The 13,512-nt window shown below is 61.6% G+C and carries 13 protein-coding genes; 6 read left to right on the forward strand and 7 right to left on the reverse strand.

From position 1 onward, the window contains the following. From B5527_RS15940 to B5527_RS15950, 3 genes are all read right to left on the reverse strand, one after another. Nucleotides 1-2,199: an RNA degradosome polyphosphate kinase gene (locus tag B5527_RS15940; RefSeq protein WP_079607312.1), complete on the reverse strand. Its 2,199-nt coding sequence runs from the start codon at nt 2,197-2,199 to the stop codon at nt 1-3. Nucleotides 2,200-2,338: 139 nt separating this feature from the next. After that, the gene (locus B5527_RS15945; protein ID WP_079607313.1) at nt 2,339-3,016 is read right to left on the reverse strand and encodes a DnaA ATPase domain-containing protein; all 678 of its coding nucleotides are present in this window, start codon (nt 3,014-3,016) and stop codon (nt 2,339-2,341) included. A gap of 44 nt (nt 3,017-3,060) precedes the next feature. Then, a complete protein-coding gene (locus B5527_RS15950) occupies nt 3,061-3,603 on the reverse strand; it encodes a CDP-alcohol phosphatidyltransferase family protein (protein WP_079602353.1) in 543 nt (180 codons plus the stop codon). A 156-nt stretch (nt 3,604-3,759) separates the two neighbouring features. Between B5527_RS15950 and purM the strand changes: the two genes are divergently transcribed. Beyond that, nucleotides 3,760-4,833 carry a phosphoribosylformylglycinamidine cyclo-ligase gene (gene purM, locus B5527_RS15955; RefSeq protein ID WP_079602355.1) on the forward strand — a complete coding sequence of 358 codons (1,074 nt, stop codon included), beginning with the start codon at nt 3,760-3,762 and terminating at the stop codon, nt 4,831-4,833. A gap of 4 nt (nt 4,834-4,837) precedes the next feature. After that, nucleotides 4,838-5,491 carry a phosphoribosylglycinamide formyltransferase gene (gene purN / locus B5527_RS15960; protein ID WP_079602356.1) on the forward strand — a complete coding sequence of 218 codons (654 nt, stop codon included), beginning with the start codon at nt 4,838-4,840 and terminating at the stop codon, nt 5,489-5,491. Nucleotides 5,492-5,635: 144 nt separating this feature from the next. On the opposite strand, the gene B5527_RS15965 is transcribed toward purN, so the two are convergent. Continuing rightward, nucleotides 5,636-5,839, reverse strand: coding sequence for a cold-shock protein (locus tag B5527_RS15965; RefSeq protein ID WP_079602358.1), 204 nt, complete (start codon nt 5,837-5,839; stop codon nt 5,636-5,638). A 379-nt stretch (nt 5,840-6,218) separates the two neighbouring features. On the opposite strand from B5527_RS15965, the gene B5527_RS15970 reads away from it, so the two are divergent. After that, nucleotides 6,219-7,376 carry an autotransporter outer membrane beta-barrel domain-containing protein gene (locus tag B5527_RS15970; protein ID WP_079602359.1) on the forward strand — a complete coding sequence of 386 codons (1,158 nt, stop codon included), beginning with the start codon at nt 6,219-6,221 and terminating at the stop codon, nt 7,374-7,376. Nucleotides 7,377-7,401: 25 nt separating this feature from the next. Here the strand turns inward: B5527_RS15970 and B5527_RS15975 are convergent, their stop codons facing one another. Next, nucleotides 7,402-8,463, reverse strand: a complete 1,062-nt coding sequence (locus B5527_RS15975) for a LysR family transcriptional regulator (protein WP_079602361.1) — start codon at nt 8,461-8,463, stop codon at nt 7,402-7,404. 98 nt (nt 8,464-8,561) lie between these two features. On the opposite strand from B5527_RS15975, the gene B5527_RS15980 reads away from it, so the two are divergent. The 3 genes from B5527_RS15980 to B5527_RS15990 are packed head-to-tail and all read left to right on the forward strand — an operon-like array spanning nt 8,562 to nt 10,326. Continuing rightward, complete coding sequence (locus tag B5527_RS15980) at nt 8,562-9,137, forward strand: hypothetical protein (protein ID WP_245332619.1); 576 nt, start codon at nt 8,562-8,564, stop codon at nt 9,135-9,137. Next, complete coding sequence (locus B5527_RS15985; protein ID WP_079602364.1) at nt 9,124-9,732, forward strand: GNAT family N-acetyltransferase; 609 nt, start codon at nt 9,124-9,126, stop codon at nt 9,730-9,732. Before B5527_RS15980 ends, B5527_RS15985 begins: the two co-directional genes overlap by 14 nt. A gap of 30 nt (nt 9,733-9,762) precedes the next feature. Beyond that, complete coding sequence (locus tag B5527_RS15990; RefSeq protein WP_079602365.1) at nt 9,763-10,326, forward strand: cysteine hydrolase family protein; 564 nt, start codon at nt 9,763-9,765, stop codon at nt 10,324-10,326. Between the two features lie 30 nt (nt 10,327-10,356). On the opposite strand, the gene rnd is transcribed toward B5527_RS15990, so the two are convergent. Continuing rightward, nucleotides 10,357-11,505 carry a ribonuclease D gene (gene rnd, locus B5527_RS15995; RefSeq protein WP_079602367.1) on the reverse strand — a complete coding sequence of 383 codons (1,149 nt, stop codon included), beginning with the start codon at nt 11,503-11,505 and terminating at the stop codon, nt 10,357-10,359. A gap of 396 nt (nt 11,506-11,901) precedes the next feature. Then, nucleotides 11,902-13,380 carry a protein adenylyltransferase SelO gene (locus tag B5527_RS16000; RefSeq protein ID WP_079602368.1) on the reverse strand — a complete coding sequence of 493 codons (1,479 nt, stop codon included), beginning with the start codon at nt 13,378-13,380 and terminating at the stop codon, nt 11,902-11,904. Nucleotides 13,381-13,512 lie beyond the last annotated feature (132 nt).

Here is a 13,512-nt window from a genome sequence, read left to right on the forward strand (position 1 = left end):
TTATGATGAATGCTGGCGTTCGGTACGGCGCGTGAGGCGGCGCGGCGAAGATTCCTTGAGCGACTTTCCACGGCCTGACAGACTCGGATTCGTCATGAAATAATTGTGCAGGTTGAAGGGCTCCTCGCCCTTGGCGGCCTTCATACGCGTTGACGATCCATCCGGCAACAACTGCCAGCTCTGTTCGTTATCCTTCAGATTCGCGACCATGATCTGCTCGAGAACCTGCTGATGCACCGTGGGATTTTGCAGCGGACAGAGGATTTCGACACGCCGGTCGAGGTTGCGCGGCATCATGTCGGCCGACGAGATATACACCGCCGCCTTGGCGCCGGGCAGCCCTTGTCCCATGCCGAAGCAGTAGATTCGGCCATGTTCGAGGAAACGGCCGATGATCGATTTGACGCGGATATTTTCTGACAGTCCGGGAATCCCGGGCCGCAGGCAGCAAATGCCGCGCACCACCAGTTCGATCGACACGCCGGCTTGCGACGCTTCGTAGAGCGCGTCGATGATATCGGGATCGACCAGCGAGTTCATCTTCATCCAGATCGCCGCCGGCCTGCCATGATGGGCATGGCTGGTCTCGCCGCGAATATGTTCGAGCATGCGCTTGCGCAGGGTGAGCGGCGATACCGCCATCTTCTCGATATCGCTCGGTTCCGCGTAGCCCGTGATGTAGTTGAAGACCCGCGCGGCGTCGCGCCCGATGATCGGATCGGACGTGAAATAGGACAGATCGGTGTAGATGCGCGCGGTGACCGGATGATAGTTCCCGGTGCCGGTATGGACGTAGGTCGTGAGGCTGCCGCCTTCGCGGCGCACGATCAGCGACAGCTTGGCGTGGGTTTTCAGTTCGAGAAATCCGTACACGACCTGTACGCCGGCGCGTTCGAGATCGCGCGCCCAGCGGATGTTGGCTTCCTCATCGAACCGCGCCTTGAGCTCGATCAGCGCGGTCACCGACTTTCCGGCCTCCGCGGCCTCCGCCAGCGCCCGCACGATCGGCGAGTTGTTCGAGGTGCGATAGAGCGTCTGCTTGATGGCGACCACGTCGGGGTCGCGGGCGGCCTGCTGCAGGAACTGCACCACGACATCGAACGATTCATAGGGATGATGGACGATCAGATCCTTTTGCCGGATCGCGGCGAAGATGTCGCCGCCATGATCGCGCACGCGTTCGGGATGACGCGGCACATAGGGAACGAATTCGAGATCGGGCCGGTCGAGCCGGGTCAGTTGCGACAACTCGTTCATCGCCAGCACGCCGTCGACCAGCAGCACCTCGTCGTCGGTGGTGGAAAGCGCGCGCTGCACGAAAGCGCGCAGTTCCTCCGGCATCTTGGCTTCGATTTCGAGCCGGATCACCGATCCCCGGCGCCGCCGCTTCAGCGCGGTTTCGAACAGCCGAACCAGATCTTCGGCCTCTTCCTCGATTTCGAGTTCGGAATCCCTGATGATGCGGAAAGCACCCTGGCCTTTGACGGTATAGCCGGGGAACAGCCGACCGATGAACAGTCCGGTGGCCTGTTCCAGTGTAATCAGCCGCACCGCGCCGTCCTTGCCCGAGGGCATACGAATGAAGCGATCGATCTTGCCCGGCATACGAATGAGCGCGTTCATCGGCTTGCCGTCGGAATCCCGTGCCAGATGCAGCGCGATGGTAAATCCAAGGCTCGGGATGAACGGAAATGGGTGCGCCGGATCGATCGCGAGCGGCGTCAGCAACGGGAAAATATTGCGGAGGAAATGATCCTCGATCCAGGATCGCTCGGTCTTGCTGACGTCGCGGCCATCGACGAGGATGATACCCACCTCGGCGAGGATGCCGCGCAGATCGCGCCAGATCGCCTGTTGATCGGTGGCGAGATGGGAAACCGCTTCGTTGATGAGGACGAGCTGCTCGGAGGGGGTGAGGCCGTCCGGACTGCGCTCGGCAATGCCCTCGCGCACCTGGGCCTTGATGCCGGCGACGCGGACCATGAAGAATTCATCAAGGTTATTGGCGGAAATCGACAGAAATCGCACCCGCTCGAGCGCGGGATGGCCGGGATTGACCGATTCCTCCAACACCCGGCGGTTGAAGTGGAGCCAGGAAAGCTCGCGATTGATGAAGCGTTCGGGGCTGGAACCCATCGCTGGGCCAACCTCTACATCCAGTTCTTTCTCTTTAATTACAATAGCTTGCGCGGATTCCATGAAGCTTTGATCCATCCAATGCAGACGGTAGCGCGATTCCGGACAACAACAGCGCAAACCATGTGTTATCGCGATGACGTTTCAATGACATTGATGTTCCCGCCGCCCGCGCCGTCAAGATGCGAGACAGCCTTGCAGATCAACTATTGCGCAGCAATTCAGCCGCCAGCGCCCGGGTCACCGGCCGGCCGAGCCGCAAGGCTTCGGTGTCGAGGAGTTCGACGGCCTGCCGCACGGCCGCATACGACCGCTCGATCCTGGTTGTGAGGTAACTCACCACGGTCTCATCGACGCTCAGTTGACGGTCTGCGCAGAACTTGACGATCAGCGCGCGAAACAGCTGATCGTCAGGCGGCAACAGCGATACCGTCGGCACGGCGCGCAGACGCGACCGCAGATCGCGCAGCTCAACCTGAAACGCCGACGGCGGCAGCCGCGCGGTGATCAGAACGAAGGCCTCTTCTTCCCGCGCCAGATTCAGCAGGTGGAACAGCGCCCGTTCATCGAAGTCCGAAGATTTCAAATCCTCCACGACCAGTGCCCCGGTCGCCAGCGCCCCGGGCACTGCGGTTGCGGTCAGCGCATGCGCCGATGTCGAGCGTCCGCCCGCTTGCTCGGCCCAAATGGCGGCGAGATGGCTCTTGCCGGAACCTTCCGGTCCAACCAGCAGCATGGTCCGGTTCGGCCAGTCGGGCCAGCTGTCGACCAGTGCCAGGCCTGCGGCGTTGGCCGGCCCTTCGAGAAAATTATCGCGCGTAAGGCTCTCGGCATGCGGCAGCGCGAACGCCAGCTGACGGGGTTGAACGCGGCCTGCCACGCAAGTCTCCATGCCGGAAATCGACCGGCGCACGGTTACACGGTCTAGGTTGCTTCGATCGTGCTCATGTGCCGCACCCACTCCACGAGATAGAGGGATACGGAAACCAAAGTAAACACCGTTACAAAGCCCATCAGGATCAGATCATACGGCGTCGGGTTGAAGCCGAAGCCGAGGGCTGCGAGCACCAATGCCGCGAATGCCACCTGTGCTGCCGTGTTGAGCTTGGACACCATCAACGGCTTCATCGGGATCGGCTTGCCGAACAACCATGACACAATCACGGCGGTGACGATCATGATGTCGCGCGAGACCACGAGGATGACGATCCAGCGCGGCACCGCGCCCCAGATTCCGAGCGCCACGTAGATCGAGACCAGGAGCGCCTTGTCCGCCAGCGGGTCGAGCAGCGCCCCCAGGTCGCTTGCCATATTGAAGCGTTTGGCGAGAAAGCCGTCGACCGCATCGCTCACTCCGGCGATAACGAAAATCGCGAATGCGATTTCCATCTGGCTGGAGGCGATGGCCCAGACGATGAACGGCACCAGCAGGATGCGGCCCAGGGTAATGATATTCGGAATACTCACTCGGCGCTTCCCGGCTACCGGCCCGACTTCGCGAAAGATCCGGCCCTTTGCAGCCCGAACCGGTTCCTGTCTACATAGTATAAGCGCGTGCCGCTTGCGAGCCATTGCGCATGAGCGGAATCCGACGTAACCAGCCGCCATCATCTGGAACAGGCCATGATCGACCGCAAAAACGGGCTCACTTACGCGGATTCGGGCGTCGATATTGATGCGGGCAATCGTCTGGTCGATCTCATCAAACCGATGGTTCGTGCCACCGCCCGCGCGGGTGCCGACGCCGAAATCGGCGGGTTCGGCGGGTTGTTCGATCTCAAGGCCGCGGGCTTCAAGGATCCGGTGCTGGTCGCCGCCACCGATGGCGTCGGCACCAAGGTCAAGATCGCCATCGAGACCGGCCTGCATGGCGGCATCGGGGTGGACCTGGTGGCGATGTCGGTCAATGACCTCGTGGTGCAGGGCGCCGAGCCGCTGTTTTTTCTGGATTATTTCGCGTGCGGCAAGCTCGATCCAGAGGCCGCCGCCGCCATCGTGGCAGGCGTAGCCGAGGGCTGCCGTGAATCCGGCTGCGCGCTGATCGGAGGCGAGACCGCAGAAATGCCCGGTCTCTACAAGGACGGCGACTACGATCTCGCAGGCTTTGCGGTCGGTGCGGCCGAACGCGGCACGCTGTTGCCGCGGCCCGATATCGCAGCCGGCGACGCGGTGATCGGTCTTGCCTCCTCGGGCGTTCACTCCAACGGATTTTCGCTGGTCCGCAAGATCGTCGAAACCTCCGGCCTTGGTTTTGGAGCGCAGGCGCCGTTTTCGCCGGTCATGACGCTGGGCGGCGCGCTGCTGGCGCCGACGCGGCTCTATGTGAGGTCGTGCCTGCGCGCGATCCGCGAGACCGACGCGGTCAAGGGTCTTGCGCATATCACCGGCGGCGGCTTCACCGACAATATTCCGCGCGTGCTGCCCAAGCATCTCGGCGTCGGGATCGACCTTGCGCGGCTTCCGGTGCTGCCGGTCTTCAAGTGGCTGGCAGAGCAGGGGGGCATCGCCGAACTCGAACTGCTGCGCACCTTCAATTGCGGCATCGGCATGATCGCGATCGTGAAACCGGACGCCATCGAACAGGTCAGCGACATTCTCACCGAGGCCGGCGAGAGCGTCGCGCTGCTCGGCGAGGTGATCCCCGCAGAGGGCGAGCATCGCGTGGTTTATAACGGTCATCTCGATTTGGCGTGGTGAGGCCATGAAGCGCCGTGTCGCAATCCTGATCTCCGGACGCGGATCGAATATGGTTGCCCTGATCGAGGCATCCAAAGAAGAAGCTTTTCCGGCCGAGATCGTCGTTGTGATTTCCAATCGCGCTGACGCCGGCGGTCTCGAGAAAGCAAAGTCGAGCGGCATCGCGACACTTACCATCGAGAGCAAGCCGTTCGGGGCGGATCGTGCGGCGTTCGAGGCGGTTCTGCAGTCGGCCCTGGACGAACACCGGGTCGACCTGATCTGCCTCGGCGGTTTCATGCGGTTGTTGACCGCCGCATTCGTGCAGCGCTGGTACGGCCGCATGCTCAACATCCATCCCTCGCTGCTGCCGTCGTTTCCCGGTCTCGAACCGCAGGCGCAGGCGTTGCGCGCCGGCGTGAAAATATCCGGCGCGACCGTGCATTTCGTCATTCCGGAAACCGACGCGGGTCCGATTCTGATGCAGGGCGCAGTCGCGGTGCGCGTTGACGATACGCCGGAGACGCTGGGTGCGCGGATCCTTGAGATCGAACATCGCATCTACCCCGACGCGCTACGGCTGGTCGCCAGCGGCCAGGTCCGGCTGGAAGGCGATATCTGCAAAACGACGGGCAGCGCTGGCTTTGATGATACGCTGATCTCGCCCGCCTCAGCCTAGGGCCGGTTGCGCTTCGGGCGCGGTATCATCCGGGCGCGCGCGGCGGCTGCTCGCATCATCTGTTACGAAATAAACGGCTGGCAAATAAAAACCCCCGGCGAGGGCCGGGGGTGCACTGACCGCTCGCGCGGATCGCAATGAAGTTTAAGAGACCTTCAGGTTTTCTGCGGAGCTCTTGCCGCGATTTTCCACAAGGTCATATTCAACAACCTGATTTTCGTTGAGGGTGGAGAGTCCGGCACGCTCGACCGCCGAGATATGGACAAATACGTCCTTGTCGCCGGCCATCGGCTTGATGAACCCATAACCCTTCGTCGGGTTGAACCACTTGACGGTGCCTTTTTGCATCGCCTGTCTCCTGGTCTAGACATAAAAAAGACGCGGCCACGCTTTTTGCGTGCCACGCCACAAGCGGGCTTCCGGGTGTCTGCTCAATTTCCTAGTCGCGAAACGCACAGTAGAACGGCCGCCTAGATCCGTTTGTACCCGATATTGCAACACGAAATTTGCTCGTTAGCAAGCTTCCGCCCCGGCTTGGCATATCGCGTCAGTGGTGCGATCGTCCCCTTACGACCTGTGGCGGCAGAACAACAACGTTCAGCAATCGCTGCTCGCGAAGGACCATGACCGATTGACGCTCCCGGAGAACTCAGGGCAAATCGGCGCCGGCCGCCGGGGATTTTTTTAGGTATTTGTCGCGTTGGCGCAGCTTTTGGGAATAGCATTGATGTGCTGCGCATCGCGGCCTTCGCGAGCAAGGAAGACCAGGATAGGCGGCAGCCTCGCGACGGCCATCGCCACGGTTTTGGTCCTCATCCTGGCCAATGCCGCTGCGTCGTCTTCGGCGCAAGCCCAAACGTCTTCGCCGGCTGCGACGCTCGCTGCTAGGCCAGCGCCGTCACCGACGGCCGTTCCAACACCAACGGCCGTCAATTCCGATCTCTCGGCCGGCGCCGCCGTGACCAACCTCGGCAGCAATTTCCTGGAGCGCCTTGGAGACCAGGCAACCAATGGTTTCGGCCGCGCCTCGCGAAACAATCCGGGCGGCGGCGGTGGCTCCGAAGCCACTGACGAACCGCGTTTCCGGACCTGGGGGGAAGCCTACGGAATTTCGGCGAGGGCCGGCGCGCAAGGCGATTTTGTCGGCGACCACCGCCAGACCTGGGGCGGCGTCGCAGGGCTCGGCGCGCTGGTTGCACCGGGCGTCAACGTCGGCTTTTCAGTTGACCAAAGCCGTACCGCGATCGACGTTCCCCTGGCGCTGCAGTCGGCGACGCTCGATCTCACCCAGTTCGGCTTCAACGCCTCGGTGGATAAGGGGCCGTGGACCTGGGCTATCGCGCTGGTCCATGGATTTGGCAACGTCAATTCGAGCCGCGACACCGGCTTCGGCATCGCCAGCGCCCGCTACAGCGCCCAGACCGACGGTGCGCTCACCGAGCTCAGCTACTACTGGAACATGGACCAGAGCCGCATCGTGCCGAAGGCGGCGTTCGAATATGTGCGCTCCGCGACCGGGTCGCTGCAGGAGGCCAGCGGTCTCGATCCGTTGACGGCGAGCGGTGCAACGGCCGAGCGCTCCCGCATCCTGATGGGCGCGGAGATCGGGCACTACTGGATTTTCGACCGAAAGATTTTCGACCTGTCGGCTTACGGCAAGTTCGTCGACAATGTCTCGCAGGATTTCAGCGCGATGACGGTCAGCCTCGGCACCGAGAGCATCATCGTGCAGGGTATCGGCGAAAGCCGGTATGGCGCGGATGCCGGCGCGTCAGCATCGCTCAACCTGAGCAACACCGCGCGCCTCTACATCAACTATGACGGCAAGTTCCGCACTGCGCTGCAGTCGCACCAGGGGACGCTAGGCGTCGAATTGAAGTGGTAGCGCGGCTGATCGGCGGCGTCCTGGATCAATCCAGGTCGCTTCTCCTGGCCAGCCCGGCGGCCGCGTATCCCTGAAGACCGAAGTTGCGTCTCTGCTCCGCCATCAGCGGTACGAGATCATTCGGATGAATAAACTCATCGCGGAAACACGGGTACGCCTTTGGATCGAATATCTTCTTGAGCCAATCAATTACGATCTTGTGTCGATCGGAGTTGCGAAACTCCTTGTGGTAGGTAAGCCACAAATCCATGTGATAATTGATTCCGAGATCGATCGGAACCAGAGGCGCGCCGAGCGCCATTACCGACGTCGGCAGAAATCCGATCCCGGCGCCTCGCTCGATAGCGTAGAGAACCGCGACACTGGAATTTGTCGATATGCCGACGATCCCTTCCAGCGATTCCAATCCCAAAATTCGCGCATAGCCGGTCTCGTCGAGTTGCACGCCATGTTGCTTGACGATCCGGTGATTCCTGAGTTCGGAAAGAGATTTTGGCAGCCCGAAGGCATCGCGGTATGCCTCGGACGCGAATGCATAAATGTGGAGCCTCCCGAGCCTCGTAACAATGAGGTCCGGATTTGTCGGTCGCGCGAGCTGGATGGAGATATCGGCCTCCAGGCGCGAGACGTCGGCCTGTTCCATCGCGCAGCGAAGATCGACCATGATATTTCGGTAGGTTTTCTGAAAATCGATCAGTCTGGGGAGGACCCAGGAAATGCCGGGTCCCTCTGTCACGGCGACACGGACCGAACCGTTTATCTCCGTCGACATCGATGCGCGACGAAAGATGTTGAAGCTGAGACGTTCCATCTGTTCAACATCGAACAGTAATGCCCGTCCTTCGTCGCTCAGCGACAGGCCCGATTGGTCGCGCAAGAAGAGTTTGAATCCCAGTTCTTCTTCGAGCCTGTCGATCTTGCGCATCAGCGTCGTCCCGGTCAGCCCGAGCACTTCGGCGGCATTCCTGAAACTTTGATGACGTGTGCAGAGAAGAAACGCCCGCAAATCTTCCCATGACGCGTTGAGATTTTCTTCGATTTTCCTGCGCTGCATTAGTGCAGCACCCCGCTGCAAACCTTGCTGCATACCCGTTGTCCCCGTCAGGTATGATAGTCGATACACGCATGGGACCATAGATGGATAGTGTTCTGCGAGGAAGTGGGGATTTTGTGCCTCGACATGAGTTGGACAGCCTGTCGCCAACCTCGTCGATCACCGTGCATCTGGCGACGGTTCCGCAACTGACCGATCTGGTCGCCATCGCCCATCGGGAGATTCCAGGGGTCAGCATTTCGGAAGCTGGGCTTGCTCAATTCCTGCACCGCGATCCGGAGGCGATTTTTGCCTTCGAACGGGCGGGAAAGCTGCTCGGCGGAATCGCGTTCCTGCATCTTAACGGCCGGGGCCTCGAAGCTCTTTTGCTCGGCGGCATCGATCTGAAGTTCCCAAGCCATGAATTTTTGGCGCGGCACGATGAAGACGTCTCGGCTATTTATGTCTGGGCCCTCGTATGCCACGGGCGTGCCGTTGCCGGATTGGCAAACGTCGCGCGACATCTGAGGAAACCGCGATTTATCAGCGCTGATCATTTCGCCCAGCCATCGACAACAGCGGGTCGCGATCTGCTGATCGCCATAGGCTTCGAGCCGATATCGAGCTTCCAGCCCGACCTCTGGCGTTACCAGCGGCCATGGAATCGTGGTTCGTCCGACGTGCGGGCGATCACATCAGCAAGGAGTTTTGGAGATGCACGGCACTAGACGTCCATTGTCGGCCAAACCGGATTCGCGCTCGATTTCGATCCGGATCGCGCGCGATCCCAACGACCTCATGCTAGTGGCCGCCATTCGCGCTGCCGTCTATCTGGCCGAACAGGATTGCCCGATCGACGAGGAATTCGACGGCAACGATCTGGTCGCGGCGCATTTCATCGGATTTATTGGAGCTGAACCGGCGGCCTGCCTTCGGGTGCGATTTTTTGGCGAGTTTGCGAAGATCGAACGTCTCGCGGTCCGTCATCAGTTCCGCCGGTCGCGCATATCGTTCAAGCTGGTGCAGGCGAGCTTCGAATACATCAAGCGCAAGGGGTTCAAGAAGGTCTATGGCCACGCGCAAGACCGTCTGGTCAACTTCTGGTCGCATTTCGGCGCCAAGCCGCTCGGCCACAACCGCAAGCTCACTTTTTCCGATTTTTCCTACACCGAAATGGTCCTTGATCTCGAACCGGTCGCCGATGCCATTACGCTCGATAGCGATCCCTACGTGATCATCCGGCCCGAGGGCGATTGGGACAGGCCCGGCGTTCTCGACGTCTCATCGGACCGCGGGGCGTCTTCTCCGCTGCGCACGGCGTGAATTTCGCGGGCACATGACCAGGAATCAAAAATGATGGCTTCCATGCATGACGATCCGCCGATCCTGGTCTGCGCCGATCTTCAGACCGAGTATCTTACCGAAGGCCGCAGCCACGTCATCTCGGACGCCGAGGCGATTACCTCGCGCTGCCTCGAATTGATGACGCTTTGGCGCGACAACCTCTGGCCGGTGCTGCATCTGAAACGGATCGCCCATGCCGCGTGGTTCAATCCGGCATCGAACCTGACGGATTGGATCGCGGAGCTTAAACCGAGACCGGGAGAACTCACCTTCGAGCATCCGCTGCCCTCGGCCTATAGTTCAACGCGGTTCGCCGAATACATGTCGAACATGAGAAACATTCGCTGCGTTGTGTCCGGATTTTCGCTGGATGAAACCATTCTGTCGACCGCCGTCGACGGGTTCCACCGCAGCCACCGTTATCAGATCGTCAGCGATGCCGTCGCCTGCAGGCGTCCCGGGGTCGGCGACGCCGCTTCATACAAGCAGGCGGTCGTCAAGGTGATCAGCAACTTCGCCGCGATTCAGGAAAGCGCCGAGTTGATCGGAGCCGGCGGCAAGATCGCGGTATGACGAAGTTTCGCGGGCGCCGGAGCAGGGACGTCAGTTTCGATCGACCCTGACAACCCGGCCCTTTTCGATCGCAAGCGCCAGCCGGCCATGTTTCAGCGACAGCGCCGCCTCGCCGAACAGTTCCCGGCGCCAGCCGCGCAGCGCGGCGACATCGGCATGATCGTCAGCCGCGATCTGTTCGAGATCGTCGACGGTGGCAATCACCTTGCTGGCGACGGCGTGGCGTTCCGACGTCATCCGCAGCAGAACCTTCAACAGTTCGACGATTGCCGCGCCGTTTGAATTGCCGCGCGGCTTTTCGATTTTCGGCAGGCCGGCGGGATCGCGGGCGACGCCGCGCTGCACGGCTGCGACGATATCGGCGCCCCATTTCGAGCGGTCAAAGCCCTTTGGCAGCGAGCGCAAATTGGCGAGCCGTTCGAGGCTGGTCGGCGCGTGGGTGGCGATGTCGCCGACCGCATCGTCCTTCAGAACGCGGCTGCGCGGCACGTCGCGGCTCTGCGCCTCCTGTTCGCGCCACGCCGCGACTTCCATCAGCACCGCAAGCTCCTTCGGCTTGCGGACGCGGGTCTTCAGCCGCTCCCATGCGCGTTCGGGGTGAAAGTCGTAGGTTCTCGGCGAAGTCAGAACCTCCATTTCCTCGCTGACCCAATCGCTGCGGCCGCGTTTTTTGAGATCGGCGTCCAGCGCCGCGAACACGTCGCGCAAGTGGGTGACGTCGGAGACCGCGTAATGCGTCTGCTCGTCGGTCAGCGGCCGGCGCGACCAGTCGGTGAAGCGGTGGGTCTTGTCCGGCCGATGGCCGGTGATGCGCTCGACCAGCTGGTCGTAGGCGATGGAGTCGCCGTAGCCGAGCACCATGGCCGCAACCTGGGTGTCGAAGATCGGGTGCGGAACGATCCCGGCCTGGTGCCAGACGATTTCGATATCCTGACGGGCGGCGTGGAAAACCTTCAGCACGTTCTCGTCGGCCATCAGGGCGAAGAACGGTTTGAGATCGATGTCTTTGGCGAGCGTATCGACCACGACCGCTTCGTCTGCGCTCGCCATCTGCACCACGCAGAGCAGGGGGTAATACGTCGTCTCACGCAGGAATTCGGTATCGACGGTGATGACCGGGTGTTTCGCGAGGCGGCTGCATGCCGCTGTCAGTTCCGAGGTAGTGGTAATCAGATCCATGAACGGTCCATTAACGCTTCTGAAAGGGCGTTCTGCCGAAAGCGCTTATATGTCAAGGGTCCTGCGACGAATTCGAGGCTTGCATTTGCGGCGGAACCCGGCTTTTTGCCGGGACTCAGGCCCGGAACGCGGCCGGCGACGGCCGGATCCTTGGTTCCGAAAATGGGGTTCGATCAGTAGTCGCTGACGCGCCGGCCACGCGGTCGCCGCGCGGGAACGGCAAGCACAACGAGGCAAAGCGCGAGCATCGCCACGCCCATGAATTCAAACACCAACGCGTCCACGACAATTCCCCCAACAAACCGGTAGATTTGTAAGGAAGCCATTGACCGTCTGTTAATTCCCGGCCCATGGGGCCGGAAACGGTGGCGAATGTTGGGCGGGAGGGTTAACGATTCACGTGCCGCAAAACGTTTGCAGCACGCGTTGATGCGGTTCGGGCGGGTCGCCATAACCTGACAATGCCGGCTGGTCTTCATACGGCTTGGACAGCACCGCCAGTAGCTCTTCGAACAGCGCAAAATCGTCCCGGTTCACCGCGGCTTCGATCACGGCCTCTACCCGGTGGTTTCTTGGAATGAAGGCGGGATTGACGGCGCGCATCGCCGCCCGCCGCGCGGCGGGATCTTGCGGCTCGTCGCCGATCCGCTGCCGCCAGCGCGCGGCCCATTCGTCATAGCCGGTGGGGTCGGCGAACAATTGCCGGACACCGCGACCGTCGGCTGGATCGAGCGCGGCGTCGCTCAAACGCCTGAACGTCAGCGTGAAGTCGGCCTGATTTTTGGCCATCGCGTCCAAGAGGTCTTGCGCCAGCGCCGGGTCACCGTCGCGCACGGTGAACAGTCCGAGCTTGCTTCGCAGGCCCGCCTGATAGGCGCTGCTGAACCTTTCGGCGAAGTCGGAGAGGGCCGACTGGGCCTCTGATATCGCCTTTTCCTGATCGTCGGAAAATAGTGGCAACAGGCATTCAGCAAGCCGCGTCAGGTTCCAGAGCGCGATCCGCGGCTGGTTGGCGTAGGCGTAGCGGCCCTGTTCGTCGATCGAGCTGAACACGGTTGCCGGATCGTAATGGTCCATGAAAGCGCATGGGCCGTAATCGATGGTCTCGCCGGAAATCGAGGTGTTGTCGGTATTCATGACGCCGTGGATGAAGCCAACCAGCAGCCAGCGTGCGACCAGTTCGGCCTGCCGTCCGATCACGGCCTCCAGCAGCGCATGATAGGGGCGGTCAACGTTCGCCAATTGCGGATAGTGCCGGCCGATGACGTGATCCGCCAGTCGCCGCACGCCCTCGGTGTCGCCGCGCGCCGCGAAATACTGGAACGTTCCGACCCGAATGTGGCTGGACGCGACGCGGGTGAGGACGGCACCGGGCAACGGCGTCTCGCGCAGCACGCTCTCGCCGGTCATGACGGCGGCGAGCGATCGCGTCGTGGGAATGCCGAGCGCGGCCATCGCCTCGCTGACGATGTATTCGCGCAGCACCGGGCCGAGCGCCGCGCGGCCGTCGCCGCGGCGTGAAAATGGGGTCGGGCCGGATCCCTTGAGTTGAATGTCACGGCGGACCCCATCCGCGTCGATGACCTCGCCGAGCAGGATGGCGCGACCGTCACCGAGTTGGGGCACGAAGTGACCGAACTGGTGCCCGGCATAGGCCATCGCGATCGGTTCGGCCCCATCGGGAACGCGCTTGCCGGCGAGGATTTCGGCTCCTTCCGGGCTCTCGAGCCAGTCCGGATCGAGGCCGAGGTGCTTCGCCAAAGGGCGGTTCAGCTTGATCAGCCTCGGCGACGCCACGGGTGTCGGTGCGACCCGCGCGAAAAAGCTCGCCGGCAGCGCCGCATAGGTATTTTGGAAGGGGAAATGGACCGTCATGGGCCTCAAGATAGGCATGGCCAGGAATTAGACAATCGGTTTGCCGGCCCGTCCAAGGGCGCTGTTGTTTTTCCGTCACTTTTCGACCTTCGGGCATTGGCGGAGGGCTTCGTTTTTGACCTGCAGTTGGTT

The sequence above is a fragment of the Bradyrhizobium erythrophlei genome, from assembly GCF_900129425.1.
GTDB lineage: Bacteria > Pseudomonadota > Alphaproteobacteria > Rhizobiales > Xanthobacteraceae > Bradyrhizobium > Bradyrhizobium erythrophlei_C.

Coding starts and splice junctions, on each gene's coding strand:
- B5527_RS15940 (WP_079607312.1), bottom strand. CDS start 2,199: ATGGAATCCGCGCAAGCTATTGTAATTAAAGAGAAAGAACTGGATGTA.
- purM (WP_079602355.1), top strand. CDS start 3,760: ATGATCGACCGCAAAAACGGGCTCACTTACGCGGATTCGGGCGTCGAT.
- purN (WP_079602356.1), top strand. CDS start 4,838: ATGAAGCGCCGTGTCGCAATCCTGATCTCCGGACGCGGATCGAATATG.
- B5527_RS15965 (WP_079602358.1), bottom strand. CDS start 5,839: ATGCAAAAAGGCACCGTCAAGTGGTTCAACCCGACGAAGGGTTATGGG.
- B5527_RS15970 (WP_079602359.1), top strand. CDS start 6,219: ATGTGCTGCGCATCGCGGCCTTCGCGAGCAAGGAAGACCAGGATAGGC.
- B5527_RS15975 (WP_079602361.1), bottom strand. CDS start 8,463: ATGCAGCAAGGTTTGCAGCGGGGTGCTGCACTAATGCAGCGCAGGAAA.
- B5527_RS15985 (WP_079602364.1), top strand. CDS start 9,124: ATGCACGGCACTAGACGTCCATTGTCGGCCAAACCGGATTCGCGCTCG.
- B5527_RS15990 (WP_079602365.1), top strand. CDS start 9,763: ATGATGGCTTCCATGCATGACGATCCGCCGATCCTGGTCTGCGCCGAT.
- rnd (WP_079602367.1), bottom strand. CDS start 11,505: ATGGATCTGATTACCACTACCTCGGAACTGACAGCGGCATGCAGCCGC.
- B5527_RS16000 (WP_079602368.1), bottom strand. CDS start 13,380: ATGACGGTCCATTTCCCCTTCCAAAATACCTATGCGGCGCTGCCGGCG.